Source organism: Sphingomonas sp. BL-S-05, from assembly GCF_055521695.1.
In genome coordinates this window covers 1,056,039-1,082,479 of the sequence record NZ_CM145499.1, presented here as the reverse complement: position 1 = coordinate 1,082,479, position 26,441 = coordinate 1,056,039, and the positions used below count along the sequence as shown (strand labels likewise).

The window sequence follows — 26,441 nt, the reverse complement described above, 5'->3', positions numbered from 1 at the left end:
GCGCCATCTGCCCGTATCGCTCGGCCATGGGCGAGAAACAGGCGATGCGGTTCGAAGGAACCGGCAATTATGTGGCGACCGGCGACCTGAAGGTGGCGGTCGACGCGGCGGTGACACTGCGCAGGCCGTTGCTGGTGAAGGGTGAACCCGGCACCGGCAAGACCGTACTGGCGCAGGAGATCGCGCGGGCGATCGGCGCCCCGCTGATCGAATGGAACGTCAAGTCGACGACCCGTGCGCAACAGGGCCTGTACGAATATGACGCGGTGGCACGGCTCCGCGACGGACAGCTCGGTGATCCGCGCGTCCACGACATCGCCAACTATATCCGTCGCGGCAAATTATGGGAGGCGTTCGTCAGCCCGACGCTGCCGGTGCTGCTGATCGACGAGGTCGACAAGGCCGATATCGAATTCCCGAACGACCTGCTGCACGAACTCGATCGCATGGCGTTCGACGTCTACGAAACCGGCGAGCGCGTGACCGCGCGCGAACGGCCGATCGTCGTCATCACGTCGAACAACGAAAAGGAACTGCCCGACGCGTTCCTGCGCCGCTGCTTCTTCCACTATATCCGTTTCCCCGACCGCACGACGATGCAGGCGATCATCGACGTGCATTTTCCGGGCATTCAGACGCTACTGGTCAATCGGGCGCTCGACCTGTTCTTCGCGGTGCGCGAAACACCGGGGCTGAAGAAGAAACCATCGACCAGTGAGCTGCTCGACTGGCTGAAGCTGCTGCTCCACGACGACATGCCGCTGGAGGTGCTGGCGTCGCACGACCCGGCCAAGGCGATTCCGCCGCTGCACGGTGCGCTGCTCAAGAACGAGCAGGATGTGATGCTGTTCGAGCGGCTGGCTTTTCTCCACCGGCGCAAGGGCGGCTGATCGCAACGGGGGTTGCCTGCTGTCGACGATTTGTTAACCATGTTCGGCAATCACTTGGCGACCATCGTTCGGCAGGATCGTCATCATGTTCGGTTCGCTTGTCCGGGGCATACTGCTCCTTGCCTTCGCCGCTATCGTCAGCGTACCGGTCGGCGCGCGCTCGTTGCTCGACTATGTCGGCCAGTGCGTGCCCTTTGCCCGGGCGGCGTCGGGCGTCGAAATCTATGGCGACGCTTGGACGTGGTGGGATCAGGCAGAGGGCCGCTATCCGCGCGGGCATAAGCCGAAGGTCGGCGCCGTCCTCGCCTTCGCCCGGACCGATCGCCTCCCGCTCGGCCATGTCCTCGTCATCAGCCGCGTCGTCGAACCGCGCGTCGCCATGGTCACCCATGCCAACTGGTCACGGATCAACGGCGTGCGCGGCGGGGTCGAGCAGGACGTGACCGTCTTTGACGTATCGGCCAAGGGCGACTGGACGAAAGTGAAGGTCTGGTATCGCGATACACAGGGGCTGGGCGGGTCGGAATATCCGACGCATGGCTTTATCTACGGCCCCCGCCCCGCTGCCGAACTCAGCGGCAAGGCACCGGATTATGTCGGGTCGCTGATCGACGCCTACGCGCGTTGATGATCCCGCCGCCGATGACGACGCGGCAACGGCGCGGCATCTGGACGACTATCGCGCTCCTTACCCTTGCCGGGCTGGTCCTGCGCATCCTCGCCGCACGCGGCGGCTTGTGGCTCGATGAAGCCTGGTCGGCGGTGGTCGCGCAGGATGTCGGGACGCCCGCCGGGGTGTTCGTTCGGATCAACCACGACAACAACCACCATCTCAACAGCCTTTGGTTGCAATTGGTCGGCAGTACCGCCCCGCCGCTGCTCCAGCGTGCGCTGTCGATCGTCACCGGCACCGCGACCATCCCGATCGCCGCCGCGATCGCGATGCGGCGGGGGCCGGCGGCGGCGATCCTTGCCGCCATCGCCTTCGCCCTGTCGCCCTTTCTGGTGACCCTGGGGTCGGAAGCGCGCGGCTACGCGCCGATGCTGCTCGCCTGGGTCGTTGCAATCGACGTGGCCGACCGCTGGCTTGCCAATCCTGCCACCTCGCCACCAGCGACCGCCATCGCCTTGGCCGCAGCGTTCGGATGTCTGTCGCAGGCGACCATGGTGTTCGGCCTGACCGCGCTCGGGATTTGGGTTGCGCTCGAACGCTGGCGCTTGGCCGGTTTGCAGCGCGCGATGCAGGCGACGTTGCGCCTGTTCCTGCCGGCCGCGACTGTCGTCCTGTTGCTGATCGCCATCGCCTGGACCGCGGCGGCGACCAGTCGGGCCGGGTTTCAGTTCGGCGCACGCGAACCGCATGACGCGGCGAAGTGGCTGTTCGCACTCGAACAATTATGGACATGGAGCGTCGGGTTCTGGGTCGTCGCCGCGGCCCTCATCCTGTCCGCCTGTATCGTCCGCGATCGCTTCGTCGGCCTCGTCCTGTTGAGCGCGGTCGGGTTGCCCTTGGCGGTGGCGCTTCTCGCTCTGCCCAACAGCGGCGCCGCCCGCTATTATATCATCGCTGTCCCGCCGTTGCTGCTGATGGCGTCGACGACCCTGCCCACGCTCTGGACCGGGCGTCGGCTCTGGCGTCTCCCCATCCTCCTCGCCGGCGCCGCCTTTTGCTGGAAGGCGATCGACCGGGATGTGGCACTCGTCGAAAATCTTCGCGGGGACCCTTCGCGTGCGATCCGAGCGCTGGTCGCGGTCGCGCCCGATGGTGCCGCCGTGTCGGTCGCGCTGTCGCGCTCGACGGCGATATTGAGAGCCGCCGCCCGGTCGCAGCGTTACCCGCTGACGATCGCCGACAGTCCCTGCGCACCGTTCCGCTTCATCGAACGCGACGGCGACAACCCCTTTCCCGACCCCCTGGTCCGCTGCGGCCGAATTTATGCGGAGATCGCACGCGGCGACCCGACCGGCCTGTCGGGCAGCCACTGGCGCTTATACGCTCTGCCGCGCTAAACCCCCGTCCATGTTCCATTCGTTCGTCGACGCGCTGCGCAGCGCCGGCATCTCCGTCAGTATCCGCGAGCATCTGGTGCTGCTTGATGCGCTTGGGCGCGGCGTGATCGACCCGAATCTCGACAGCTTCTACCACCTCGCCCGTGCGACCTTCGTCAAGGATGAGGGGCTGGTCGACCGGTTCGACCGCGTGTTCGGACAGGTCTTCGCCGGTATCCACGATACAGGCGGCGTCGATCCCGTCCTGCTGCCCGACGAATGGCTCCGGCGTGTCGCCGAGCGATATCTGTCACCGGGAGACATGGCGAAAATCGCGCCGACCGGCGACTGGGACGCACTGATGGACCTGCTGCGCCAGCGGCTCGCCGAGCAGCAGGAACGACATGAAGGCGGATCGAAATGGATCGGCACCGGCGGTACCAGCCCGTTCGGCCATGGCGGCTACAACCCGGAGGGCGTCCGTATCGGTGGCGAAAGCCGGCATCGCCGTGCGGTCAAGATCTGGGAACAGCGGGAATTTCGCAATCTCGACCATCAACGCGAACTCGGCACGCGCAACCTGAAGGTCGCGTTACGCCGTCTGCGTCGCTTCGCTCGCGAAGGCGCTGCCGACGAACTCGATCTCGACGCGACGATCGCCGGAACGGCAAGACGCGGCTTTCTCGACGTCGCGATGCGACCCGAGCGGCGCAATGCCGTGAAGCTGCTGCTGTTTCTGGATGTCGGAGGGTCGATGGACCCGTTCGTCACACAGGTCGAGGAGCTCTTCTCCGCCGCCACGGCAGAGTTTCGCCATCTCGACTTCTTCTACTTCCACAACTGCATCTACGAAGGGGTATGGCGCGACAATCGCCGCCGCTGGGCCGAACAAATCGCCACTGCCGAACTGTTGCGGACCTATGGTACCGAATATCGGCTGGTGGTGGTCGGCGATGCCGCGATGAGCCCCTATGAGATACTACACCCCGGCGGATCGGTCGAACATATGAATGCGGAGGCGGGTGCGGTCTGGCTGCAGCGCCTGACCGCACATTGGCGGTCGGCGGCATGGATCAATCCCGCGCCGGAGGACCATTGGCAATGGTCGCATTCAACGCAGCTGGTCCGCGACCTGTTCGCCGACCGGATGTATCCGCTGACCCTAAACGGGCTGGACGCAGCCATGCGCGAATTGTCGCGGCGGCGATAGCGGTCAGAGGTCCCCGATCGCCTCGCGCAGCTTGGCGAGCATGACCGGATCGCCCGCCGGAGCCGCCGCGGCAGCGGTGGACAGGGCCATCAGATCGACCGCGCCGAAGCTGGCGGCCAGCCCTTTCAGCCGGAAAGCGGCAGCCTGCCAGCCTTCGGCATCTGCTGCCTCCAGCATGCTGAGCGCCTTCTGGGCGCTGTCGACAAAGGCACGGCGAAGCTCGGCGATCAGTTGGGGTTCGTCGCCCAACGCCGCCGCCAGCGCCGCATCGATTGCTCCGGGATCATAGACCATGGCCGCACGATACGCGGTCAAAGGTTAAGAAAGCGTTGCCGAATGATCGTCCGACCGCTCTGTCGCTGCGGGAAGGTCCATGATAGACGATGGCGCATGAATGGGGGTTCGATCAGCGGGCTGCAACAGCCGCACCAGCATTCCGACGACGGCCACGTCGCACAGGAGGAAGCGCAGCACTGGTTGGCGGAGGCAGTCGCAGAACCCGAACCGATCAGGCGCAACTGGATCGCCCCGACTCTTGCCGCCATCGCCGTAACGGGCTGGACCGGGGGGATGCTGGCTTGGAGCGCGCCATCGCTGCCGGCGCTGGGTCCAATCGGACTGGTATCGTTCATTGCCGCGCTGTGCGTGCCGCCGATGCTGCTGGGCGTGGGCTGGTTGCTGGTCCGATGGAACAGTCGCGCCGAGGCACGCCGCTTCGCGGCCACCGCACAGGCCATGCGCGCTGAAGCGCAGGCGCTTGACGCCGTTATTTCCCGCGTCCGACAAACGCTGGCGGAATCGCGCAAGGAGGTGGCCGAACAGACCCAGTCGCTGCTGACTCTGGGCGACAATGCGACTGATCGTCTGCGCGGCGTCAGCGCCGGCATAAGCGAACAGGTGGAGGCGATCGGAACGACCGCCGGCCGGCTCGACCGGGTCGCCGATGCCACGCAGCAGCGGCTTTCGACCGTGCTGTCGTCGCTGCCCCGCGCGCGTGCCGAAGCGGCGGAAATGGCGGCGATGGTCGAAAAGACCGGCCTTTCCGCGAGCGAACGGGTAGCTGCACTCGATGCGCAACTGATCGTCGTCGCGCAACGCTCGCGCGAGGCCGACGAACTGGCCGGTAGCGCGGCACAGCGGCTGGCGGCGCATATGAACCGGATGGAGGCGACCAGCGAAAGCGCTGGCGCCCGCCTCGAAGCCGTTATCGCCATCATGTCCGAAGCGATCGACGCCGTGCTCGAACGCGCCGCCGCCGCGATCGACGAATCGCGCAAGGCGATCACCGCGCAGGGCGATGCGACCATCGCCATGATCGAGGCGAACGGATCGGCGATCGAACGCGCCGGCCGCGAGGGCGCCGAACAGCTCGCCGGCCGCGTGGCGGCAATCGACGCGGCGATCCAGATGCTTGCCGGACAGCTCAACGACCGTCGCCGCGATGGCGAGGCGTTGCTGGCGCTGCTCAACGATGGGCTAGCTGGCGTCGACGACCGGTTCGAACGGTTGCGGATCACCGGGGTCGAACGGACGCAGGCAGTGGCCGGGTCGGTCGACGCGCTGACCCAGGTCGCCGATGCCCTCTCCGAAGCGCTCGCCAATGGCGACGTCACCGCCCGCCGGGTGATCGCCAGCGCCGAGGAAGTACTGACCGCGCTCGATGCCGCCGCGCGCGAGATGGACGAGACGCTGCCCGGCGCGCTCGACCGCCTCGACAGCCGCATCGCCGCCAGTCGCGCGGTCGTCGCGCAATCGAAGCCCGAATTGCTCGCGCTGGTCACCGCCGCCGAGAGCACGCACGAGGCGATTGAGGCGATTGCCGGGGTGGTGGCGATGCAGCGCGATACGCTGTCGACTGTCCAGCAATCGCTGCTCGACACGCTCGATCGCGGTGCCGACCGGATCGAGAATGTCCGTACCATCGTCGACGAGACGATCGCCACGACGATCCATTTTTCCGAAGACGCCGCCCCGCGCCTGACCGAAGCGATGCTCCGTATCCGCGACACCGCCGAAGCCGCCAGCGAACAGGCACGCGAGACGCTGGCCAAGGTCCTGCCCGATGCGGCCCGAGATCTGGAAGCGAAGGGCGCCCGCGCGCTTGCCAACGCCGTCGACAGCGCGGTGAAGGGACAGGTCGCCGAACTGTCGGCCATCGCCAACCACGCCGTCGCATCGGCCATCGAGGCGTCGGAACGCCTCTCCCGGCAGATGCTCGATATCGCCGATACCAGCAAGCAACTCGACGAACGCATCGCCGCTGCGCAAGCCGAACGCGAAGCTGCCGACAGCGACCAATTCTCGCGCCGCGTATCGTTGCTGATCGAGGCAATGAACTCGGCCGCGATCGACATTGCCCGCTCGCTGTCGACCGACGTGTCGGACACGGCATGGGCTGCATATCTCAAAGGCGATCGCGGCGTCTTCACCCGCCGCGCGGTGCGGTTGGTCGACGGCACGCAGGCGCGCGAGATCGCGGCACTGTACGACACCGATCCTGACTTCCGCGATCAGGTGAACCGCTACATCCACGATTTCGAAGCGATGCTGCGCCAGATCCTCGGCCTGCGCGACGGATCGCCCATGGGGGTGACGCTGCTGTCGTCGGATATGGGCAAGCTGTACGTCGTATTGGCACAGGCGATCGAACGGCTGCGCAATTAGACGGTCGTTGACGGGGGGGGACTGGATGGCACGCCGGGCGCGAACGACCTTGCTTCGCCCTCCCTTTCTGAAACGCGTCTGGTTACCGGACGAGGCGTTGGCCCGGCAGGACCAGAATGCCTATCCCTTCTCACTCCCGATCGTGTTCGGCGGCGGCTTCGATCTTACCTTCGAAACGCCGATTACCATTCTCGTCGGCGAAAATGGTTCGGGAAAGTCGACGCTGCTTGAAGCGATCGCGACCATGGCCGGCTTCGGCGAAGGCGGCGGCGCCCAGGGCATGGCAGCGATCGGTCGATCTCCCGCGGCGGGTGAGGATGCCGGCCGGCTTGGCGACCTGCTCCGTGCGGCATGGCTGCCGCAGGTCCGGCAGGGATGGTTTTTCCGAGCCGAAACCTTCTTCTCCGTTGCCCGCTATCTCGACGAAGTCGGATTGCCCCGCGCCGGCTAGCTCCGCGCGTCACACGGCGAAGGCTTCCTCCATTTCTTCGAAGAACGCCTGTCGGAACAAGGCCTGTTCCTCCTCGACGAACCGGAATCGGCACTGTCGCCGACCAGGCAGTTCGATTTCCTGAAGCTGCTCCGCAACCTGCAGCGTGCGGCCCGTTGTCAGGTCATCATGGCAACGCATTCGCCGATCCTGATGGCGCTGCCCGATGCCGATTTGTGGCAGGTCGAACGCTTCGGCCTTCGTCCGACGACGCTGGAGGAAACCAGCCATTTCCGGCTGTACCGCGAATTTACCCGCTACCCGCACGATCTGGTCGAAACCATGATCGATTGAGCATGGCTCAATTGTAGAAGTTCAGCATGTCCGCCGTCACCCAACCATAGACATAGTTGAAGTAGAAGGCGCCGAACAGCACCGCGGACACCAACGTCGTCCGCCACGCCATCCGCCCGAACCGGAAGCCGGACGGTGCGCTGTCAGCCTGTCCGGGCACCGGGGGTTCGCCCGCTTCATGCGTCGTGCGAACCCCGAACGGCAATACCAGGAACATCGCCAGTACCCAGAACAGCAGGTAAATGGCGAGCGCCGATTGCCAGGCCATATGCCGCGCGTCAGGCCGGGATGATCAGGACGTCGACGACTGGCTTCTTGCCGGTCCAGCGCGTCGCGACGCGGCGCACCGCCAGACGGATCGCCTCGGGCAGCTTGGAACGCTCGCGTCCCTTGGCCGCCACCGTCTCCGCCGCCGCATCGACCGCTTCCTCAAGGAAGGGTTCGCGGTCTTCCTCGACCGGCACGCCCTGCACCCGGATTTGCGGCTCACCGATCAACTGCCCGCGCCGGTCGATCGCGACCGCCACCGACATATGCCCGAACGCGGCCAGCTTGCGCCGTTCGTTCATCGTCGTGCCGTCCGCCGGCAGGATCACGTCACCGTCCAACGCAAGCCGCCCGACGACCGCATGGCCAACCTTGGCCGGATTGCCCGGCGCCAGACGCACGATGTCGCCATTGGTCTGAACCAGCGTCTGCTCGATACCCTGCGACAGGCCGAACCGGGCATGTTCCATCAGGTGCCGCATCTCGCCATGCACCGGCATAAGGATCTTCGGCCGCAGCCAGCCATAGAGCTTGGCCAGTTCCGGGCGCCCCGGGTGACCGGACACGTGCACATGCGCCTGACGATCCGTCACCATCTCGATACCGGCGGCGGCGAGCTGGTTCTGAATGCGGCCGATCGCGACTTCGTTGCCGGGGATCTGCTTCGACGAGAAGATGACCCGGTCGCCCGATTGCAGGCTTAACTGATGCTCGCGATTGGCGATCCGCGCCAGGGCGGCGCGCTGTTCGCCCTGCCCGCCGGTCGCGATGATCAGCACCTGATCGCGCGGCAGGCGCATAGCGGTGTCGAAATCAACCGTCTGCGGGAAGTCCTTCAGATAGCCGGTCGCCTTCGCAACCTTCAGGATGCGGTCGAGCGAACGACCCGCCACGCACACCTTCCGGTTGGTGTCGCGAGCGACCTCGCCCAGCGTGTGCAGGCGCGCAGCGTTCGACGCGAAGCTGGTGACCATCACCCGCCGCCCTTCGGCCGAAGCGATCTGTTCGAACAGCCCCTTGCGGACATCGGCTTCCGATCCCGACGCTTCGGTATTGAAGACGTTGGTCGAATCGCACACCAGCGCGAGGATGCCTTCATCACCGATCGCGGTCAGTTCCGCCGGGCTGGCCGGGGTCGCAACCATCGGCTGGTCGTCCAGCTTCCAGTCCCCCGAGTGGAATACCTTCCCATGCGGGGTGGAGATGACCAGCGACGTCGATTCGGGAATCGAATGCGCCATCGGCACGAAACGGACGCCGAACGGACCGACATTCACGTCGCCGCCCAGTTGCACGATCTTCAGCTTGACCCGGTCGGCAATGCCCTCTTCGTCCAGCTTGCCGCGGATCAGCCCGGCGGTGAACGGCGTGGCATAGATCGGCACGCCCAGATCGGCGGCCAGATAGGGCAGCGCCCCGATATGGTCCTCATGCCCATGGGTGATGACGATGCCGAGCAGCTGATCGCCGCGTTCCTCGATGAATTGCAGGTCGGGCAGCATCACGTCGATGCCCGGATAAGCCGGGTCGGCAAAGGTCACGCCGCAATCGACCATCAGCCACTTGCCGGCAGTCCCGTACAGGTTGACGTTCATGCCGATCTCGCCCGACCCGCCAAGCGCGACGAACAAAAGTTCTTTCTTTGGTGTCACTCAATCTCTTTCAATGCCCGCGCCCATTCGCGGGTTCAGTTTCGTTCATTCGGTTGCTGTGGAAATATGGGTGCGGCGCCACAACATCGCCAGTCCCGTGATCGTCAGGTCCTGTTCGATCGAATCGAAGACCTGCGTATGTTTCTCGAAGAGGATCGCCAGACCGCCGGTAGCGATCACGCGGACCGGACGGCCGATCTCCGCCTTCATCCGCGCGACCAGCCCCTCGATCATCGCAATATAGCCCCAATAGATGCCGATATGCATTTGGTCGGCGGTATTGCGACCGATGACGGTCTTCGACGCCGGTGCCTCGATGGCGATCCGGGGAAGCTTTGCCGCCGCCGTCACCAGCGCGTCCAGCGACAGGTTGATGCCTGGCGCGATGATCCCGCCCTTGTATGCCCCGGTATAATCGACGACATCGAAGGTGGCAGCGGTCCCGAAATCAACGACGATCAGGTCGCCCGAATGCGCGGCATGGGCTGCGATCGCGTTCAGCGCGCGATCGGCCCCGACCGCATGCGGTTCCTCGACGTCGAGCGCGATGCCGAAGGCCGCCTGCCCCCGTCCCGCGACCAAGGCTTCGACACCGAAATACTTGCTCGCCAGTACTTCCAGATTATGCAGCGCACGCGGCACCACCGTGCCGATGATGACCGCCTCGACCACCGAGCGATCCCGACCACCGAGCGCCAGCAACTGGCTGAGCCACACCGCATACTCATCGGCAGTGCGGCGCGGATCGGTCGCGATGCGCCAGCGCGCGACGATCGTCTCGCCATCGACCAGTGCGAAGACGATGTTGGTATTGCCGGCATCGATCGCAAGCAGCATCGAACTTCCCCGTCACGCCCGACCGGCGCGCTTTCCCTTCCCGCTAGAGTGTACGGCGGCCCGGGACAAGCGGTCCCGGCGATCGCCGGTGGTTCGCTTCATGCTGAAACATCGCCCGCATGGACAGCGACCGTCCGTCCGTCATCGTCGATCAGCCGCAACGCGCCATCGGCATCGAGCCCGCCGAAGCGACCCGATCGCTCGCTCCCATCGGGCAGTCGCACGCGCAGCGGTGTCCCGCGCGGATGCGCCCGTTCCTCCCACGCGGCCCGGATGACCGATCCCTCGTCCTGCCGCCAAACCGCCAACCACGCCGCAAACCGCTCGACAAGCTCGGCCAGCAACGCTGCCGGTGTCACCGCGATCCCCAGCGCCATCATCGACGTCGTATCCCGATCCGGAAGCGCCGGATGCGACGCCAGATTGACCCCGAATCCGATAACGACCGCATCGTCCGATCGTTCGAGCAAGATGCCCGACAGCTTGGCACTCCCGACCATTAAGTCGTTCGGCCACTTGATTTTCGCCAATTCCGGCGCGGATACGGCAACCGCGTCCGCCAAGGCGACCGCCGCAACCAGCGTCAGCGTATGCGCGGCCGGGTCGTGTGGCCGCAACCGGACGATCGTACTGGCGAACAGATTGCCGGCGCCATCCGACCAGCCCCGCCCCAATCGCCCGCGCCCGGCCGATTGCCGTTCCGCCCGCAACCATAGCCCTTCGTCGGCTCCGGTCGCGGCGGCGGCGAGTAGGTCGGCGTTGGTCGACCCAGTCTCGCCGACGACACGGATCGTCAGAACAGCGCTCGTGCCGCGGTCAGCGACCATGCCGACAGTGCAGGGATCAGGAACAGGCTGACCGGCGAGATTACCACCGCCGCAGCGAACGTCAGCCCGCCCTCAACCAGCGCCGGCTCGCGCAGAAACTCGGGTGCCGGCTCATCGAAGTACATCGTCTTGACGACGCGCAGATAATAATATGCCCCGATCGTCGACGCAGCGATACCGATCACCGCCAGCGGGAACAGCCCGGCCTGCACCGCGGCATCGAACACCGCGTACTTGGCCCAGAAGCCGAACAGCGGCGGAATACCGGCCAGCGAGAACATGAAGATCGCCAGCGCCAGCGCCAGCGCCGGCCGCGTCCGCGACAGACCCGACAGGCTTGCCAGCGTCTCGACCGGCTGCCCGTCGCTGCCCCGCATCTGCAGCACGATCAGGAACGAACCGAGCGTCATGACGATGTAGACGGCCAGGTAGAACAGCACGCCCGCCACGCCCTGCGCCGAACCGGCAGCGAGACCGATCAGCGCGAAGCCGACATTGTTGATCGACGAATAGGCCAGCAGTCGCTTGATGTTCGCCTGTCCGATCGCACCGACCGCACCGAGCACGATCGACGCCAGCGCCGCGAAGATCACGATCTGCCGCCACTGGTCGACGGCCGGCCCCATCGCCTCGACCGCGACACGCAGCGCCATTGCCATCGCCGCGACCTTGGGCGCGGAGGCGAAGAAGGCGGTGACCGGCGTCGGCGCACCTTCATACACGTCGGGCGTCCACATGTGGAACGGCACCGCCGCCAGTTTGAACGCGATCCCGGCGAACACGAACACCAGCCCGAACAACAGGCCCATGTTGCGCGGTCCGGCATAGGCGGTGGCAATGTCGGCGAACAACGTCGTGCCGGCAAAGCCGTACACCAGGCTGATGCCGTATAGCAGGATGCCCGACGCCAACGCGCCCAGCACGAAATATTTCAGACCCGCCTCGGCCGACCGCGTATCGCGGCGCATGAAGCTGGCGAGCACATAGGCGGCAAGGCTCTGCAGTTCGAGACCGACATAGAGCAGCAGCAGGTCGGACGCCGACACCATCATGCCCATGCCGCACGCCGACAACAGAATCAGCACCGGATATTCGGGCTTCAGATCGTCACCGCTGGTGCGTTCGAAGAAGCGCGGCGCAATGATGATCGCAACGGCCGACGCAAGATAGATCAGCACCTTGGCAAAAGCGGCAAAGGCATCGGCGCGATACATGCCGCCAAAGGCAGTGCCCCCCGACGAACCGTTACCGATCAGCGCCACACCGGCCCCGGCCAGCACGAACACTGCGGCGATGCTGACACCACGCGTCGCGCCTTGCTTGCCCCATGCCGATACCAGCATCAGGACGATCGCCCCGACCGCGAGCACCAGCTCGGGCAGAGTCATCGAAAGTTGTTCGGCGTAGCTCATCAGTGCGATTCCCCGTGCGCCGCTTCACCGCCGCCCGTTCCATGTTTCGCGGCATGCGCCGCTGCCGCCGCCGGATTGCCCGCGGTCGGCTGTGAGTCCGAAACCGGTGCTGCTCGCTCGATCCGCGCGAGCAGCAGCCCGACATCCTTACGCATCGGCGCGAGGAAGCTTTCGGGATAGACGCCCATCCACAGCACGACCGCGGCGATCGGCGCCAGCATTGCCAGCTCGCGCATCGATACGTCCGGCATCGCCTTCACATCGTCATGCACCAGATCGCCCAGCGCAATCCGACGATAGAGGTAGAGCGAATAGGCCGCGCCGAGGATGATGCCGGTGGTGCAGATCAGCGCCGCCCAGGTCGACACGCGGTACGTGCCGGCAAGGCTCAGGAACTCGCCGACGAAGCCCGACGTGCCCGGCAGACCGATTGAGGCCATGGTGAACAGCAGGAAGAACACGGCATAGCGCGGCATGTTGATCGCCAGACCGCCATAGCGTGCGATCTCGCGGGTATGCAGCCGGTCGTAGATGATGCCGACGCACAGGAACAGCGCGCCCGATACCAGCCCGTGGCTGAGCATTACGATCATCGCGCCTTCGATACCCTGCTGGTTGAAGGCGAACAGGCCGACGGTTACGATCGCCATGTGCGCGACCGACGAATAGGCGATCAGCTTCTTCATGTCCGACTGCACCAGCGCGACCAGCGAGGTGTAGACCACCGCGACTGCGGACAGCGTCAGGATCAGCCACGTCAGCTCGCCCGAAGCTTCGGGAAACATCGGGATCGAGAAGCGCAGGAAGCCATATCCGCCGAGCTTCAGCAACACGCCGGCCAGAATGACCGAGCCGGCGGTCGGTGCCTGCACGTGCGCGTCGGGCAGCCACGTATGGACCGGCCACATCGGCATCTTGACCGCGAACGAGGCAAAGAAGGCGAGCCACAGCCACGTCTGCACCTGCACCGGGAAATCATACGCCATCAGCGTCGGAATGTCCGAGGTACCGGCAGTGCGGATCATGTAGATCATCGCAATCAGCATCAGCAGCGAGCCGAGCAGCGTGTACAGGAAGAATTTGTACGACGCGTAGATGCGGTTCGCCCCGCCCCAGATGCCGATGATCAGGTACATCGGGATCAGGCCGGCTTCGAAGAAGACGTAGAACAGCAACAGGTCCTGCGCCGCGAAGGTACCGATCATCAGTATCTCGACGGTCAGGAACAGCGCCATATACTCGGGCACGCGGTTGGTCACCGACTTCCACGACGCACCGATGCAGATTGGCATCAGGAACACGCTGAGCATGATGAGCATCAGCGCGAAGCCGTCGATACCCAAAGCGTAACGGAACACGCCGAAGTCGCCGAGCGCCGGCGCCTCGACGAACTGCCATTGGGCGCCGCCGATGTCGAAGTTCGCCCATAGCAGCACGCCGAGCGCCAAGTTGACCAGCGTTGCCGCCAGTGCCGTCCAGCGCGCGGCATTCGCCGATACGAACAGGCACAGCACCGCTGCGACCGCCGGTACCAGCAGCATCACCGACAGGATCGGGAAGCCGTTCACGAGTTATTCCCCCGAACCAAGTGCTTGAAACCGCGCATCACGACGCGATCGCCCAGGTAACCGCCGCCGTCAGGCCGATCAGCATGACGAAGGCATAGGTGTAGAGATAGCCGGTCTGCATCTTGACCGCGAGGCGGCTGGAGAAGCCGACCAGCGCCGCCGACCCGTCGGGGCCGAAGCGGTTGATCGTCTGCTCGTCGCCGCGCTTCCAAAAGAAGCGGCCGAGCGCGAAGGCCGGGCGGACGAAGAGCAGATGATACAGCTCGTCGAAATACCACTTTTTGAGCAGGAAGCGGTGCAGGACGCGGAACGTGTCCGCGATGCCCGCTGCCGTGCCCGGCCGCAGGATATAAACGTAGAACGCGCTGGCCAGCCCGATGAGCATCACGATGGTCGCTGCCAGTTTCACCAGCAACGGCACGCCATGCATTTCGTGCATCAGATGTTCGTTGAAGAACAGGCTGCCCTTCCAGAACGTCTCGCCGCCATCAGCGCCGATGAACCAGTGGTTGAAGACATAACCCGCGGCCACCGCACCGATCGTGAGTACGATCAGCGGGATCAGCATGACGATCGGGCTTTCATGCGGATGATAGCCCGCCGTTCCTTCGACCACGTCGCTTGCATGCGGATCGTGCGTCGACGGGGCGTGCCCAGCATCTTCCACCGCCGGATGGGCATCATGATGCGCATCGTGCGCATGGTCGTCATGACCATGATGGCCGTGCGCGTCATGGACCGCGTGCTGGATGTGCTCCGACCCGGCCCAACGCGGCGTGCCGAAGAAGGTCAGGAACATCAACCGCCACGAATAGAAGCTGGTCAGCAGCGCCGCGAAGGTACCGACATAGAAGGCACCATAGCCGCGCGGACCCGCCGCCCATGCCGCTTCGAGGATCGCGTCCTTGGAGTGATATCCGGCAAAACCGCCCACTTCGTAGATGCCGACGCCGGTGATCGCCAGCGTGCCGGCCATCATCGCCCAGAAGGTCAGCGGAATATGGCGACGCAGGCCACCATAAAAGCGCATGTCCTGCTCATGGTGCATCGCATGAATGACCGAGCCGGCACCAAGGAACAGCAGCGCCTTGAAGAAGGCGTGGGTGAACAGATGGAACATCGCCGCGCCATAGGCACCGACGCCCGCCGCGAAGAACATATATCCGAGCTGTGAACAGGTCGAATAGGCGATGACGCGCTTGATGTCGGTCTGCACCAGTCCGATCGTCGCCGCGAACAGGCAGGTCGCGGCACCGACCGCCGTCACCACCGCCAGCGCGGTCGGCGAGGTTTCGAACATCGGCGACAGGCGGCACACCATGAACACGCCCGCCGTGACCATCGTCGCCGCGTGGATCAGCGCCGACACCGGCGTCGGGCCTTCCATCGCGTCCGGCAGCCAGGTGTGGAGACCCAACTGCGCCGACTTGCCCATCGCACCGACGAACAGCAGCAGACAGAGCACCGTCATCGTATCGGCGCGGAACCACAGGAAGCCGACCGTCGAACCGGCCATCGACGGCGCGGCTTCGAGGATTGCCGGGATCGAGATCGTGCCGAACACCAGATAGGTGCCGAAGATGCCGAGCATGAAGCCGAGGTCGCCGACGCGGTTGACGACGAACGCCTTGATCGCGGCGGCATTGGCCGAAGGCTTCTTGAACCAGAAACCGATCAGCAGGTACGATGCCAGACCGACGCCTTCCCAGCCAAAGAACATCTGGACCAGGTTGTTCGCGGTTACCAGCATCAGCATCGCGAAGGTGAACAGCGACAGATAGCTGAAGAAGCGCGGCTGATCCGGATCCTCGCTCATATAGCCCCAGCTATAGAGGTGGACCAACGCCGATACGCTAGTGATGACGACCAGCATAACGGCCGTCAACGCATCGACGCGCAATTCCCACGCGATGTTCATGCCGCCCGACAGGATCCAGGTCGACACTGGCGCGACGCCAGCCTGCGCCGTGCCGGTCAGGAACGGAATGAAGATCGACCATGACAGCGCGGCGGCGACGAACAGTCCCGCCGTCGTCACGATCTTCGGCATCGCGATGCCGAACGCGCGGTTCGACAGCCCCGCGACGATCGACGCCAGCAGCGGCAGGAACACGACGATATGGATGGCGCTCATGCGAGCACCCCCGAAACCCGAAAAGCCACCGGCATCACCCCTTCATCCGGTTGACGTCGTCGACAGCGATGGAACCGCGACCACGGAAATAGATGACCATGATCGCCAGCCCGATCGCGCTTTCGCCGGCGGCGACCGCCAGCACGAACATCGCGAAAATCTGGCCGACAAGGTCGCCTAACTGCGCCGAGAAGGCGACGAAATTGATGTTCACCGCCAGCAGGATCAGTTCAATCGACATCAGGATGACGATCAGATTCTTGCGGTTCAGGAAGATGCCGAGCACCCCCAGCGTGAACAGGATCGCCGCGACGACCAGATAATGGGTAAGACCGATCACAGCTCGACCCCCTGCCCGATGGGCTGATTGACGTTACGGATCGCATCCTTGGCGCGACGATTGATCTGGCGGTTGATGTTCTGCGCCTTGGCGTCCGCGCGCTTGCGCTGCGTCAACACGATCGCACCGATCATCGCGACCAGCAGCACCAGTCCGACCCCTTCGAACACGTACAGATAGCGCGAGTAGAGCAGCCGCCCGATCGCTTCGATATTCGCCACCGCGACGTCGGTGGGCGCGATCCGCTTGGCGAGATCGATGCGCGCCGCGGTCCAGGCATAGGCGCCGACCACCAGTTCGACCGCGAGCAGCACCGCCAGCGCAAGCCCGGCCGGCAGATAGCGGACGAAACCAGCGCGCAGTTCGGTGAAGTCGATGTCGAGCATCATGACGACGAACAGGAACAGCACCGCGACCGCGCCGACATAGACGATGACAAGCAGCATCGCGATAAATTCCGCACCGCACAGGACCATCAGGCCCGCCGCGTTGAAGAAGGCGAGGATCAGCCACAGCACCGAATGGACCGGATTGCGCGACGTGATCGTCAACGCGGCCGATGCCACCACGATCGTGGCGAACAGATAGAAGGCGAGTGTCTGGATCACGAGCGCTGCTCTTCCCCCTGCCCGCCCCGCGCAATGCTGCGGGACGAAACTTTAATCGATTGGCCGGCGTAGCGGGATTTCCCGTCTCCGCCGGTACGGAACATGCGCGCCATTACCGATAGGGCGCGTCGCTCGCAAGGTTCGCAGCAATCGCGCGTTCCCAGCGGTCACCATTCGCGAGCAGCTTGTCCTTGTGATAGATCAGCTCTTCGCGCGTTTCAGTGGCAAATTCGAAATTCGGCCCCTCAACGATCGCATCCACCGGGCACGCTTCTTGGCACAGGCCGCAATAGATGCACTTGGTCATGTCGATGTCGTAGCGCGTCGTACGACGACTGCCATCGTCGCGCGGCTCCGCCTCAATCGTGATCGCCAGCGCCGGACACACCGCCTCGCACAGCTTGCATGCAATGCAGCGCTCTTCGCCGTTGGGATAGCGCCGCAACGCATGCTCACCCCGGAAACGAGGCGAGATCGGATTCTTCTCGTACGGGTAGTTGATCGTCGCCTTGGGCTTGAAGAAGTACCGCAGCGTCAGCGCGTGCGCCTTCACGAATTCCCACAAGGTAAAGGATCGGATGGTCTGGGCGATACTCATGCGGGCACTCCCACGCGCTGGAGCATCAGCCAGCCCGATACGAGGAAAACAAAGGTCAGCGAAAGCGGCAGGAAGATCTTCCACCCCAATCGCATCAACTGATCGTAACGATACCGGGGCACCGTCGCCTTGATCCAGCTGAACACGAAGAAGAAGAAGAACGTCTTCGCAAGGAACCAGATGATGCCGGGCACGAAGTAGAGCGGCGCCCAGTCGACCGGCGGCAGCCAGCCACCCCAGAACAGCAGCGCGTTGAGCGCACACATCAGGATGACGTTGGCATATTCGCCGAGCCAGAACAGCGCGAACGCCATCGACGAATATTCGGTCTGATAGCCCGCGACCAGTTCCGATTCCGCCTCGGTGAGGTCGAATGGCGCACGCGCGGTTTCGGCGAGCGAGGAGATCAGGAACACGACCGCCATCGGGAACAGCAGCGGATTGAATCCGAAACCGTTGACGAAACCGAAGATATGCGCACGCTGCTCCAGCACGATCGTCGTCAGGTTGAACGACCCTGCCCACAGCACCACCGCAATCAGGACGAACCCGATCGCGACTTCATAGCTGACCATCTGCGCTGCTGCGCGTAGTGCCGAGTAGAACGGATATTTCGAGTTGGACGCCCAGCCCGAAATAATGACGCCATATACGCCAAGCGACGACGCGGCCAGAATATAGAGCAGGCCGACATTGATGTCCGCCACCACCACGCCGACGTCGAACGGGATTACCGCCCAAACGATCAACGCCACGGTGAAGGTGATGATCGGCGCGAGCAGGAACAGGCCGCGGTTGGCGGAGGACGGAACGATCGTTTCCTGAAGGAACACCTTCAGACCATCGGCGAACGACTGCAACAGGCCGAGCGGACCGACAACGTTCGGGCCACGACGCAACGCCATCGCCGCCCAGATCTTGCGATCGGCATAGATGATCATTGCGACCGCCAGCATCAGCGGCAGCGCAATGACCAAGATGCCAATCAGCGTGGCGACGGTCCACGCCCAACCATAGGGCAGACCGACGGTAGTTTCGAAGAACGAGGTCACTCGGCGGCCTCCGCGAAATCCTGGCCATGGACAAGTTCGGCCGAACAACGCTGCATTGTCGGGCTTGCCCGGCAGATCGCGTTGGTCAGGTAGAAGTCGGTCACCGGATAAGTCACCGTGCCCGACGCCTTAGCGTCGAGTGCCGGCGGGTTCCAGTCAAACCGCACCAGTCCCTCACGACCAAGCTCGGGAACCGCCGCGGCCATCGCCGCACGCACGCCTGCAAAATCGTCGAACGGCAGCGTCACGCCCAGCACTTCGGCAAGCGCCCGGAAGATCGTCCAGTCCTCACGGGCGTCGCCCGGCGGAAATACGGCACGGTCACCACGCTGCACGCGGCCTTCCATGTTGACATAAGTGCCCGCCTTTTCGGCATAGCTTGCACCCGGCAGGACGATGTCCGCGGCCGCCGCGCCCTTATCGCCATGATGGCCGATATAGACCTTGGTCGCGCCAGCGAAGTTGGCGAAATCGACCTCATCGGCGCCGAGGAAGAACACAAGCTTCGGGTCCGCCGCGATGATATCGGCGATACCGCCCGCCTGCGCATAGCCCAGCATCAGGGCACCCATCCGTGCGGCGGCGAGATGAACGACGTTGAAGCCGTTCCACGTCGTGCCGTCCTCAAGCGTACGGACCAGGCTGCCGTCCTTGGCAAGCTTCAACGCCGCTCCATGGCCATTCTTGAGCGCTGCCGGGCCGACGATCACCATCGGCCGCTTGGCCGCGTCCATCGCTTCGGCCGCGCGGTCGGGCAGACCGCTGAGCAGGCCGAGATCGTCGCCCAGCCACTCCGCCTTGTAGGTCAGATCGACTTCCGGTCCGATCGCGAAGACGCGCGCACCCTTCTTTATCGCCTTACGGACACGCGTATTGATGAGCGGCGCTTCGTGCCGCAGGTCGGTGCCGATCAACAGGATCGCGTCGGCGTCTTCGACACCGGCGATCGTCGAATTGAACGCAACCGCGCCGAGATTGGTGACGTCATAGGCCATGCCGGTCTGCCGCCCTTCGAGCAGCGACGAACCGAGCGCGTTCACCAACGCCTTGGCCGCAAACATCGTCTCGCAATCGAGCAGATCCCCCGCGATCGCCGCAACGGACGAACCCGCATTGGCCGCCGCGATCGCCGCAAAGGCATCGTCCCATTCGGTCGCGACGAGCTTGCCGTCCTTGCGGACATAGGGCTTGTCGAGACGACGCCGGACGAGGCCATCGACCGCATGGCGCGTCTTGTCATGCGCCCATTCCTCGTTGACATCCTCGTTGATGCGCGGGACGCAGCGCAGCACCTGCCGGCCACGGCTGTCGAGGCGGATATTGGTGCCGACCGCGTCCATTACGTCGATGGCCAGCGTCTTTTTGAGCTCCCAAGGACGCGCTTCGAACGCATAGGGCTTCGATGTCAGTGCACCGACCGGGCACAGGTCGACGACATTGCCCGACAATTCACTGGTTACCGCCTGTTCGAGATACGAGGTGATCTGCATGTTCTCGCCGCGATAGATCGCGCCGATTTCCTCGACCCCGGCGACTTCCTCGGCAAAACGGATGCAGCGCGTGCATTGAATGCAGCGCGTCATCACCGTCTTGACGATCGGCCCCATATATTTCTCGGTAACCGCCCGCTTATTCTCATCATAGCGCGAGTGGCCGCGACCATAAGCGACCGACTGGTCCTGCAAATCGCACTCGCCGCCCTGGTCGCAGATCGGGCAGTCGAGCGGATGGTTGATGAGCAGGAACTCCATCACGCCTTCGCGTGCGGCCTTCACCATCGCGCTATCGGTGCGGATTTCCTGATTGTCGGCGGCGGGCAGCGCACACGATGCCTGCGGCTTGGGCGGCCCCGGCTTCACCTCGACCAGACACATCCGGCAATTGCCGGCGATCGACAGCCGTTCGTGATAGCAGAAACGCGGAATTTCCTTCCCCGCCGCTTCGCACGCCTGAAGGACCGTAGCGCCCTGCGGCACCTCGACCTCGACTCCGTCTACTTTTACCTTCGGCATTATTCGGCCGCTTCCATCATTGGCGACATGCCGCCGCCGCGCTTCTCGTTGATCCGCCGTTCGATTTCCGGCCGGAAATTCTTGATGAGGCCCTGGATCGGCCATGCCGCCGCATCGCCGAGCGCGCAGATGGTATGGCCCTCGACCTGCTTGGTCACCTGTTGCAGCATGTCGATTTCGGAAATGTCGGCATCGCCCGTGCGAAGCCGTTCCATGACCCGCCACATCCAACCCGTGCCTTCGCGGCACGGCGTACACTGGCCGCAGCTCTCATGCTTGTAGAAGTAGCTTAGTCGGCTGATCGCACGGACGACGTCGGTCGACTTGTCCATGACGATCACCGCCGCGGTGCCAAGGCCCGATCCGACCGCCTTCAACCCGTCGAAATCCATCGGCGCATCAATGATGTGCTCGGCCTTCACCAGCGGGACCGACGATCCACCCGGGATGACGCACAGCAGATTGTCCCAGCCACCGCGGATGCCGCCACAATGCTTTTCGATCAGCTCGCGGAACGGGATGCTCATCGCTTCCTCGACCACGCAGGGCCGGTTCACATGGCCGCTGATCTGGAACAGCTTGGTGCCGCGGTTATTTTCCGCGCCGAAGCTGGCGAACCATTCCGGGCTGCGCCGCAGGATGGTCGGCACGACCGCGATTGATTCGACGTTGTTGACCGTCGTCGGGCAGCCATAGAGGCCCGCACCCGCCGGGAACGGCGGCTTGAGGCGCGGCTGCCCCTTCTTGCCCTCGAGGCTCTCAAGCATCGCGGTCTCTTCGCCGCAGATATACGCGCCGGCGCCGCGATGCGCGAAGACGTCGAAATCATAGCCCGAACCGCAGGCATTCTTGCCGAGCAGGCCCTTGGCATAGGCTTCGGCGATCGCTGCGAACAGCGTTTCGGCTTCGCGAATATATTCGCCGCGAATGTAGATATAGGCCGCGCGCGCGCGCATCGCGAAGCCTGCGACCAGCGCGCCTTCGATCAGCTTGTGCGGATCGTGGCGGATGATCTCGCGATCCTTGCACGAACCAGGTTCGGATTCGTCGGCGTTGATGACGAGAAAGTTCGGCCGGTCGGGCTTGGGCGCCTTCGGCATGAACGACCATTTGGTGCCGGTCGGGAAGCCTGCCCCGCCGCGCCCGCGCAGGCCCGATGCCTTGATCCGATCGATGATCGTATCCGGCCCCAGCTGCAACAGCGTCTTGGTATTGTCCCAGTCGCCGCGCATCACGGCAGCGTCGAGGTTCCATGGCTGGAACCCGTACACGTTGGTGAAGATGCGATCCTTGTCGGCCAGCATCCTTATCGTCCCTTCCCGATCGCCTTTTCGGCGATGAAATACACGGCAACCATTGCCGCGATGCCGATGGCGACGCCGAGCAGCTTCAGCGCGCCGACGAACAATTCGAGCGCGATCCACAACACGACGATCCCGACCAGGACCGCGATCAACAGGCTGCCAAGCGCCCTCACGATGCCGTGCCCCATTCGGGCCGGTAGTCGTGGTTCTCGGTCATCATCGCGACCAGATTGGTCGGCTCACCGACCGGCTCGACCGTATGACGACCCGGCTCCTGCGTGCCCGGCTTAGGCGTCTCGCCGCGTGCCAGCGCCTCAAGGATCACGGTCATGCGATCATAGTCGAGATCTTCGTAATTATCGTCGTTGATCTGGACCATCGGTGCAGAGGCGCAATTGCCCATGCACTCGACCTCGGTAAGCGTGAACAGGCCGTCGGGCGTAGTCTTGCCCTTCACCAGTCCCCGGTTCTTGCACGCCGCGAACACATCGTCCGACCCGCGCAGCATGCACGGTGTCGTGCCGCAGACCTGCACATGATAACGGCCGACCGGCGCGAGGTTGAACATCGTGTAGAAGGTCGCGACCTCGTACACCCGCATATAGGGCAGGCCCAGTTCGCGAGCGATGAACTCGATCACCGGCACAGGCAACCAGCCTTGCGTGTGCGTTTCGGCCCCGACCTGGCGCTGAGCGAGATCGAGGAACGGGATTGTGCACGACTGCTGCCGCCCTTCGGGATAGCGCGCGACGATCTCCCGCGCCTTCTCAGCATTGGCGGGGCTCCAGGTGAAGCTGCCCCAGCGCGCGCGGACCTCCGCTTCGTCGGGGATGTTGGGGGCGTCGGCCATCAGCGAATAAACTCCACGCGGCTGACCTTGTCGCCGCTGAACGAATAGATGGTCATTACGTCGAACGGATCGGCATTGGTCGAGCGTTGGACTCTTTCGTGCAGTACGACACGCTCGCCCAGTTCGAACGACTGCAGGATTTCCGCGTGATTCTGCGGAAATTCGGCGAAGACCGCCGCCATCCCGCTTTCCACGCCGGCACGTCCGTCCCGCACCACGTCGCCGCGATACTGCGCCTCGCAGCCGTCATCGGCGAAGAACGCGGCATAGCCCGCCGCGTCGCGTGCATTGTAGCGCTCGATCATCGCCGTCACGGTGTCGAGACGGCTCAACGGTCGCACTCCCCGAACACGATGTCCATCGCCCCCAGGATCGCGGTGATGTCGGCGAGCATATGCCCCTTCGACATGAAGTCCATTGCCTGGAGATGGCTGAACGCCGTCGGACGGATCTTGACGCGGTACGGCTTGTTGCTGCCGTCCGAGACCATGTAGATGCCGAATTCCCCCTTGGGGCTTTCGGTCGCGACATAGACCTCGCCGGCGGGCACATGATAGCCTTCGGTATACAGCTTGAAGTGATGGATCAGCGCTTCCATCGACTGCTTCATCTCGGCGCGCTTGGGCGGCACGACCTTGCGGTCGTCGCTGGCGATCGGACCCTCGGGCATCTGCGCCAAACACTGTTTCATGATGCGGGCCGATTGCCACACTTCCTCGACGCGGACCATGAACCGGTCATAGCAGTCGCCCCGCGTGCCGACCGGCACGTCGAACTCGACGCGGTCATAGGCGTCGTAGGGCTGCGCCTTGCGAATGTCCCAAGGGATACCCGCACCGCGGATCATCGGACCCGAGAAGCCCCAGCGCACCGCATCCTCGCGGCTCACGATCGCGATATCGACGTTGCGCTGTTTGAAAATGCGGTTTTCCGCCACCAGGCTGATCGCATCCCCGAACAGGCGCGGCAGACGGGTGTCGAGCCATTCGGCAATGTCGGTCAGCAGCTTGAGCGGCACGTCCTGATGGACGCCGCCCGGCCGCAGATAATTATGGTGCATCCGCGCGCCCGACATGCGCTCGAAAAAGCCCATACAGTCTTCGCGGATCTCGAACATCCACAGGTTCGGCGTCATCGCGCCGACGTCCATCACGTGCGAACCGAGGTTCAGCATGTGATTGCAGATGCGCGTCAGCTCCGCGAAAAACACCCGCAGATACTGTGCCCGCAACGGCACTTCGATATCGAGCAGCTTCTCGACCGCCAGCACATAGCTATGCTCCATGCACAACGGCGAGCAGTAATCGAGCCGATCCATATACGGCAGCGCCTGCGCGTACGTCTTGTACTCGATCAGCTTCTCGGTACCGCGATGCAGCAGGCCGACGTGCGGATCGATGCGTTCGATGATCTCGCCGTCCAGTTCGGTGACGAGGCGCAACACGCCGTGCGCTGCCGGGTGCTGGGGGCCGAAATTGATCGTATAGTTCTGGATCTCGACATCGCCCGGCGTCGGGTTGGCGGCGTCGATCTGAGGATCGTAATCGGCCATCACTTGTTCTCCGCCGACGAAGCCTTCGCATCGGGCGAGGGCACGTCGGGATCAACCGGCTTTTCATGCGACAGGTTGCCGGGATGCGGCTTGCCCGCGCCGGTCTGTCCCGTATGTTCGGTCGTCTTCACCTCGGGTGCGTTCGGTTCGGCCTTCTTTTCCGAATCATGCGCACGGGTGACCTGATCGGCGGTCACCGGCGACTGAGCACCCGGCGCCTGTCCCGCAGCAGGCTTCGGCTGCGCGGCCTTCTCGTCACCCGGCAGGACATATTCGGCGCCTTCCCAGGGACTCATGAAGTCGAAGGTGCGGAAATCCTGCGCCAGCTTGACCGGCTCATACACGACGCGCTTAGCTTCTTCCGAATAGCGCATCTCGACATAGCCGGTCAGCGGGAAGTCCTTGCGCAGCGGATGGCCGCGGAAACCATAGTCGGTCAGGATGCGCCGCAGGTCGGCATTGCCGGTGAACAGCACGCCGTACATGTCGTACACTTCGCGCTCGAGCCAGCCGGCATTGTACCAGATGCCGGTCACCGACGGCACCGGCCGTTCCTCATCGGTCGTCACGCGCACGCGGATGCGATGGTTCCGGGTCATCGACAGCAGGTGATAGACGACGTCGAACCGCTCGGGCCGCTCGGGATAGTCGACACCGGCGATCTCCGCCAGCATCTCGTACTTCAGACCCGGCGTGTCGCGCAGCGTCTCCATCGCGATAACCAGACGGTCGCGATCGACGGTCAGCGAAACCTCGCCGACCTTGTCCTGCGCATCGAGCAGCATGTCGCCCAGTGCAGCGGTCGCCGCATCGATGATGCCTTCATTCGTGGCGTAACGGGGTGCAGGCGCCCTCACCGTTCGATGCTCCCCGAACGGCGGATCTTCCGCTGCAACTGCATCACGCCATAGAGCAAAGCTTCAGCGGTCGGCGGGCAACCGGGGACGTAGATGTCGACCGGCACCACGCGATCGCAACCACGCACGACGCTGTAGCTATAATGATAATAGCCACCGCCATTGGCGCAGCTGCCCATCGAGATGACGTATTTCGGTTCCGACATCTGATCGTACACGCGGCGCAGCGCCGGGGCCATCTTGTTGCACAGCGTGCCGGCGACGATCATCACGTCCGACTGGCGCGGGGACGCACGCGGCGCAGCGCCGAAACGCTCCATGTCATAGCGCGGCATGTTGACGTGAATCATCTCAACCGCGCAGCAGGCGAGACCGAAGGTCATCCACCACAGCGAACCGGTCCGCGCCCATTGGAACAGATCCTCGGTCGAGGTGACCAGGAAACCCTTGTCGGTCAGTTCGCCGTTCAGGTCGTTGAAGAAGCCCTGATCAGGTGCCTGTACCGGCACGCCGGCGGCGTTACCCGCGCCGAATCCGTGCGGCGGCGTCGTGAGTTCTACTCCCATTCGAGAGCTCCCATCTTCCAAGCATATACGAGACCCAGCGCCAGTTCGCCGATGAACACCATCATCGACACCCACGCGGTCCAGCCGAGGTCAAAAACCGAGACTGCCCAAGGATATAGGAACGCTGCTTCGAGATCGAAGATGATAAACAGGATCGCGACCAGATAGAAACGCACGTCATACTGGCTGCGCGAATCCTCGAACGCGGGGAAACCGCATTCATATTCGGTCAGCTTTTCGGGCGTCGGCTTGTACGAACCGGTGAAACGCGATGCCACCATCGGCAGCACGACGAACGCCGTCGACAGTACCAGGGCTATCCCCAGGAACATCAGGATCGGCAGATATTGCGACAGGTCGACCAAGGCAGGGTCTCTCGCGGTTGCGGTATGAATGGAGCCGGCTTTAGGCCGATGCCGCGAGGGCATCAAGGGCGGAACAGGATGAGAATCACTCTCAATTCCGCCA

General features: G+C 64.0%; 28 protein-coding genes and 1 pseudogene. 8 read left to right on the top strand and 21 right to left on the bottom strand.

The features are described 5' to 3' along the window. Positions 1-44 precede the first annotated feature (44 nt). The 4 genes from ACZ1JS_RS04840 (at position 45) to ACZ1JS_RS04825 (ending at position 4,089) form a co-directional block, all read left to right on the top strand. Entirely contained in the window at positions 45-890 is an 846-nt protein-coding gene (locus tag ACZ1JS_RS04840; protein WP_465168632.1) for an AAA family ATPase, read from the top strand. 85 nt (positions 891-975) lie between these two features. Beyond that, a complete protein-coding gene (locus tag ACZ1JS_RS04835; RefSeq protein ID WP_242115661.1) occupies positions 976-1,518 on the top strand; it encodes a CHAP domain-containing protein in 543 nt (180 codons plus the stop codon). A gap of 14 nt (positions 1,519-1,532) precedes the next feature. Further along, positions 1,533-2,900, top strand: a complete 1,368-nt coding sequence (locus tag ACZ1JS_RS04830; RefSeq protein WP_465167950.1) for a hypothetical protein — start codon at positions 1,533-1,535, stop codon at positions 2,898-2,900. A 10-nt stretch (positions 2,901-2,910) separates the two neighbouring features. Next, entirely contained in the window at positions 2,911-4,089 is a 1,179-nt protein-coding gene (locus ACZ1JS_RS04825; RefSeq protein WP_465167949.1) for a vWA domain-containing protein, read from the top strand. A gap of 3 nt (positions 4,090-4,092) precedes the next feature. Here the strand turns inward: ACZ1JS_RS04825 and ACZ1JS_RS04820 are convergent, their stop codons facing one another. Beyond that, entirely contained in the window at positions 4,093-4,383 is a 291-nt protein-coding gene (locus ACZ1JS_RS04820; protein ID WP_465167948.1) for an Hpt domain-containing protein, read from the bottom strand. A 96-nt stretch (positions 4,384-4,479) separates the two neighbouring features. On the opposite strand from ACZ1JS_RS04820, the gene ACZ1JS_RS04815 reads away from it, so the two are divergent. The 4 genes and pseudogenes from ACZ1JS_RS04815 to ACZ1JS_RS04800 all read left to right on the top strand — a co-directional run bounded on the left by ACZ1JS_RS04815 (position 4,480) and on the right by ACZ1JS_RS04800 (position 7,537). After that, positions 4,480-6,753 (top strand): coiled-coil domain-containing protein, encoded by a 2,274-nt coding sequence (locus ACZ1JS_RS04815; protein WP_465167947.1) that lies wholly within the window; start codon positions 4,480-4,482, stop codon positions 6,751-6,753. Between the two features lie 97 nt (positions 6,754-6,850). Continuing rightward, positions 6,851-7,204: an AAA family ATPase gene (locus ACZ1JS_RS04810; protein ID WP_465167946.1), complete on the top strand. Its 354-nt coding sequence runs from the start codon at positions 6,851-6,853 to the stop codon at positions 7,202-7,204. A gap of 48 nt (positions 7,205-7,252) precedes the next feature. Further along, positions 7,253-7,342, top strand: a pseudogene (locus tag ACZ1JS_RS04805) (AAA family ATPase); the annotation flags it as partial. Between the two features lie 30 nt (positions 7,343-7,372). Next, positions 7,373-7,537, top strand: a complete 165-nt coding sequence (locus ACZ1JS_RS04800; RefSeq protein WP_465167945.1) for a hypothetical protein — start codon at positions 7,373-7,375, stop codon at positions 7,535-7,537. Between the two features lie 7 nt (positions 7,538-7,544). On the opposite strand, the gene ACZ1JS_RS04795 is transcribed toward ACZ1JS_RS04800, so the two are convergent. From ACZ1JS_RS04795 to ACZ1JS_RS04700, 20 genes are all read right to left on the bottom strand, one after another. After that, positions 7,545-7,805: a DUF1467 family protein gene (locus tag ACZ1JS_RS04795; RefSeq protein ID WP_465167944.1), complete on the bottom strand. Its 261-nt coding sequence runs from the start codon at positions 7,803-7,805 to the stop codon at positions 7,545-7,547. A gap of 10 nt (positions 7,806-7,815) precedes the next feature. After that, positions 7,816-9,456, bottom strand: coding sequence for a ribonuclease J (locus ACZ1JS_RS04790; RefSeq protein WP_465167943.1), 1,641 nt, complete (start codon positions 9,454-9,456; stop codon positions 7,816-7,818). 45 nt (positions 9,457-9,501) lie between these two features. After that, positions 9,502-10,293: a type III pantothenate kinase gene (locus tag ACZ1JS_RS04785; RefSeq protein ID WP_465167942.1), complete on the bottom strand. Its 792-nt coding sequence runs from the start codon at positions 10,291-10,293 to the stop codon at positions 9,502-9,504. Positions 10,294-10,391: 98 nt separating this feature from the next. Further along, the gene (locus tag ACZ1JS_RS04780; protein ID WP_465167941.1) at positions 10,392-11,120 is read right to left on the bottom strand and encodes a biotin--[acetyl-CoA-carboxylase] ligase; all 729 of its coding nucleotides are present in this window, start codon (positions 11,118-11,120) and stop codon (positions 10,392-10,394) included. Next, positions 11,087-12,532 (bottom strand): NADH-quinone oxidoreductase subunit NuoN, encoded by a 1,446-nt coding sequence (gene nuoN / locus ACZ1JS_RS04775; RefSeq protein WP_465167940.1) that lies wholly within the window; start codon positions 12,530-12,532, stop codon positions 11,087-11,089. The genes ACZ1JS_RS04780 and nuoN overlap by 34 nt, the downstream gene beginning before the upstream one ends. Next, positions 12,532-14,100, bottom strand: coding sequence for an NADH-quinone oxidoreductase subunit M (locus ACZ1JS_RS04770; RefSeq protein WP_465167939.1), 1,569 nt, complete (start codon positions 14,098-14,100; stop codon positions 12,532-12,534). The genes nuoN and ACZ1JS_RS04770 overlap by 1 nt, the downstream gene beginning before the upstream one ends. Positions 14,101-14,137: 37 nt before the next feature. After that, the gene (gene nuoL, locus ACZ1JS_RS04765) at positions 14,138-16,234 is read right to left on the bottom strand and encodes an NADH-quinone oxidoreductase subunit L (RefSeq protein WP_465167938.1); all 2,097 of its coding nucleotides are present in this window, start codon (positions 16,232-16,234) and stop codon (positions 14,138-14,140) included. Between the two features lie 34 nt (positions 16,235-16,268). Then, complete coding sequence (gene nuoK, locus ACZ1JS_RS04760) at positions 16,269-16,574, bottom strand: NADH-quinone oxidoreductase subunit NuoK (protein ID WP_055755914.1); 306 nt, start codon at positions 16,572-16,574, stop codon at positions 16,269-16,271. Beyond that, the gene (locus tag ACZ1JS_RS04755) at positions 16,571-17,182 is read right to left on the bottom strand and encodes an NADH-quinone oxidoreductase subunit J (RefSeq protein ID WP_465167937.1); all 612 of its coding nucleotides are present in this window, start codon (positions 17,180-17,182) and stop codon (positions 16,571-16,573) included. The genes nuoK and ACZ1JS_RS04755 overlap by 4 nt, the downstream gene beginning before the upstream one ends. Before the next feature lie 112 nt (positions 17,183-17,294). Continuing rightward, a complete protein-coding gene (gene nuoI, locus ACZ1JS_RS04750; protein WP_440489175.1) occupies positions 17,295-17,780 on the bottom strand; it encodes an NADH-quinone oxidoreductase subunit NuoI in 486 nt (161 codons plus the stop codon). Further along, entirely contained in the window at positions 17,777-18,832 is a 1,056-nt protein-coding gene (gene nuoH, locus ACZ1JS_RS04745) for an NADH-quinone oxidoreductase subunit NuoH (RefSeq protein ID WP_465167936.1), read from the bottom strand. The genes nuoI and nuoH overlap by 4 nt, the downstream gene beginning before the upstream one ends. Then, entirely contained in the window at positions 18,829-20,844 is a 2,016-nt protein-coding gene (gene nuoG / locus ACZ1JS_RS04740) for an NADH-quinone oxidoreductase subunit NuoG (RefSeq protein ID WP_465167935.1), read from the bottom strand. The genes nuoH and nuoG overlap by 4 nt, the downstream gene beginning before the upstream one ends. Next, positions 20,844-22,148: an NADH-quinone oxidoreductase subunit NuoF gene (nuoF, locus tag ACZ1JS_RS04735; protein WP_465167934.1), complete on the bottom strand. Its 1,305-nt coding sequence runs from the start codon at positions 22,146-22,148 to the stop codon at positions 20,844-20,846. The genes nuoG and nuoF overlap by 1 nt, the downstream gene beginning before the upstream one ends. Before the next feature lie 2 nt (positions 22,149-22,150). Continuing rightward, positions 22,151-22,321: a hypothetical protein gene (locus tag ACZ1JS_RS04730; protein WP_465167933.1), complete on the bottom strand. Its 171-nt coding sequence runs from the start codon at positions 22,319-22,321 to the stop codon at positions 22,151-22,153. Beyond that, positions 22,318-22,998, bottom strand: a complete 681-nt coding sequence (locus ACZ1JS_RS04725) for a complex I 24 kDa subunit family protein (RefSeq protein ID WP_465167932.1) — start codon at positions 22,996-22,998, stop codon at positions 22,318-22,320. The genes ACZ1JS_RS04730 and ACZ1JS_RS04725 overlap by 4 nt, the downstream gene beginning before the upstream one ends. After that, on the bottom strand, positions 22,998-23,339 hold the full coding sequence (locus ACZ1JS_RS04720) for a nuclear transport factor 2 family protein (protein WP_465167931.1): 342 nt from the start codon (positions 23,337-23,339) through the stop codon (positions 22,998-23,000). Before ACZ1JS_RS04720 ends, ACZ1JS_RS04725 begins: the two co-directional genes overlap by 1 nt. Further along, positions 23,327-24,550, bottom strand: coding sequence for an NADH-quinone oxidoreductase subunit D (locus ACZ1JS_RS04715; RefSeq protein WP_242115680.1), 1,224 nt, complete (start codon positions 24,548-24,550; stop codon positions 23,327-23,329). Before ACZ1JS_RS04715 ends, ACZ1JS_RS04720 begins: the two co-directional genes overlap by 13 nt. Continuing rightward, complete coding sequence (locus tag ACZ1JS_RS04710; RefSeq protein ID WP_465167930.1) at positions 24,550-25,407, bottom strand: NADH-quinone oxidoreductase subunit C; 858 nt, start codon at positions 25,405-25,407, stop codon at positions 24,550-24,552. The genes ACZ1JS_RS04715 and ACZ1JS_RS04710 overlap by 1 nt, the downstream gene beginning before the upstream one ends. Next, positions 25,404-25,973 carry a NuoB/complex I 20 kDa subunit family protein gene (locus tag ACZ1JS_RS04705; RefSeq protein WP_055755898.1) on the bottom strand — a complete coding sequence of 190 codons (570 nt, stop codon included), beginning with the start codon at positions 25,971-25,973 and terminating at the stop codon, positions 25,404-25,406. Before ACZ1JS_RS04705 ends, ACZ1JS_RS04710 begins: the two co-directional genes overlap by 4 nt. Further along, on the bottom strand, positions 25,964-26,338 hold the full coding sequence (locus tag ACZ1JS_RS04700) for an NADH-quinone oxidoreductase subunit A (protein WP_056400661.1): 375 nt from the start codon (positions 26,336-26,338) through the stop codon (positions 25,964-25,966). The genes ACZ1JS_RS04705 and ACZ1JS_RS04700 overlap by 10 nt, the downstream gene beginning before the upstream one ends. Positions 26,339-26,441 lie beyond the last annotated feature (103 nt).

Coding starts and splice junctions, on each gene's coding strand:
- ACZ1JS_RS04715 (WP_242115680.1), bottom strand. CDS start 24,550: ATGGCCGATTACGATCCTCAGATCGACGCCGCCAACCCGACGCCGGGC.
- nuoN (WP_465167940.1), bottom strand. CDS start 12,532: ATGAGCTACGCCGAACAACTTTCGATGACTCTGCCCGAGCTGGTGCTC.
- ACZ1JS_RS04830 (WP_465167950.1), top strand. CDS start 1,533: ATGACGACGCGGCAACGGCGCGGCATCTGGACGACTATCGCGCTCCTT.
- nuoG (WP_465167935.1), bottom strand. CDS start 20,844: ATGCCGAAGGTAAAAGTAGACGGAGTCGAGGTCGAGGTGCCGCAGGGC.
- ACZ1JS_RS04815 (WP_465167947.1), top strand. CDS start 4,480: ATGAATGGGGGTTCGATCAGCGGGCTGCAACAGCCGCACCAGCATTCC.
- nuoL (WP_465167938.1), bottom strand. CDS start 16,234: ATGAGCGCCATCCATATCGTCGTGTTCCTGCCGCTGCTGGCGTCGATC.
- ACZ1JS_RS04825 (WP_465167949.1), top strand. CDS start 2,911: ATGTTCCATTCGTTCGTCGACGCGCTGCGCAGCGCCGGCATCTCCGTC.
- ACZ1JS_RS04785 (WP_465167942.1), bottom strand. CDS start 10,293: ATGCTGCTTGCGATCGATGCCGGCAATACCAACATCGTCTTCGCACTG.
- ACZ1JS_RS04780 (WP_465167941.1), bottom strand. CDS start 11,120: ATGGTCGCTGACCGCGGCACGAGCGCTGTTCTGACGATCCGTGTCGTC.
- ACZ1JS_RS04705 (WP_055755898.1), bottom strand. CDS start 25,973: ATGGGAGTAGAACTCACGACGCCGCCGCACGGATTCGGCGCGGGTAAC.
- ACZ1JS_RS04820 (WP_465167948.1), bottom strand. CDS start 4,383: ATGGTCTATGATCCCGGAGCAATCGATGCGGCGCTGGCGGCGGCGTTG.
- nuoI (WP_440489175.1), bottom strand. CDS start 17,780: ATGAGTATCGCCCAGACCATCCGATCCTTTACCTTGTGGGAATTCGTG.
- ACZ1JS_RS04835 (WP_242115661.1), top strand. CDS start 976: ATGTTCGGTTCGCTTGTCCGGGGCATACTGCTCCTTGCCTTCGCCGCT.
- ACZ1JS_RS04840 (WP_465168632.1), top strand. CDS start 45: ATGCGGTTCGAAGGAACCGGCAATTATGTGGCGACCGGCGACCTGAAG.
- ACZ1JS_RS04725 (WP_465167932.1), bottom strand. CDS start 22,998: ATGGCCGACGCCCCCAACATCCCCGACGAAGCGGAGGTCCGCGCGCGC.
- ACZ1JS_RS04800 (WP_465167945.1), top strand. CDS start 7,373: ATGGCAACGCATTCGCCGATCCTGATGGCGCTGCCCGATGCCGATTTG.
- nuoF (WP_465167934.1), bottom strand. CDS start 22,148: ATGCTGGCCGACAAGGATCGCATCTTCACCAACGTGTACGGGTTCCAG.
- ACZ1JS_RS04795 (WP_465167944.1), bottom strand. CDS start 7,805: ATGGCCTGGCAATCGGCGCTCGCCATTTACCTGCTGTTCTGGGTACTG.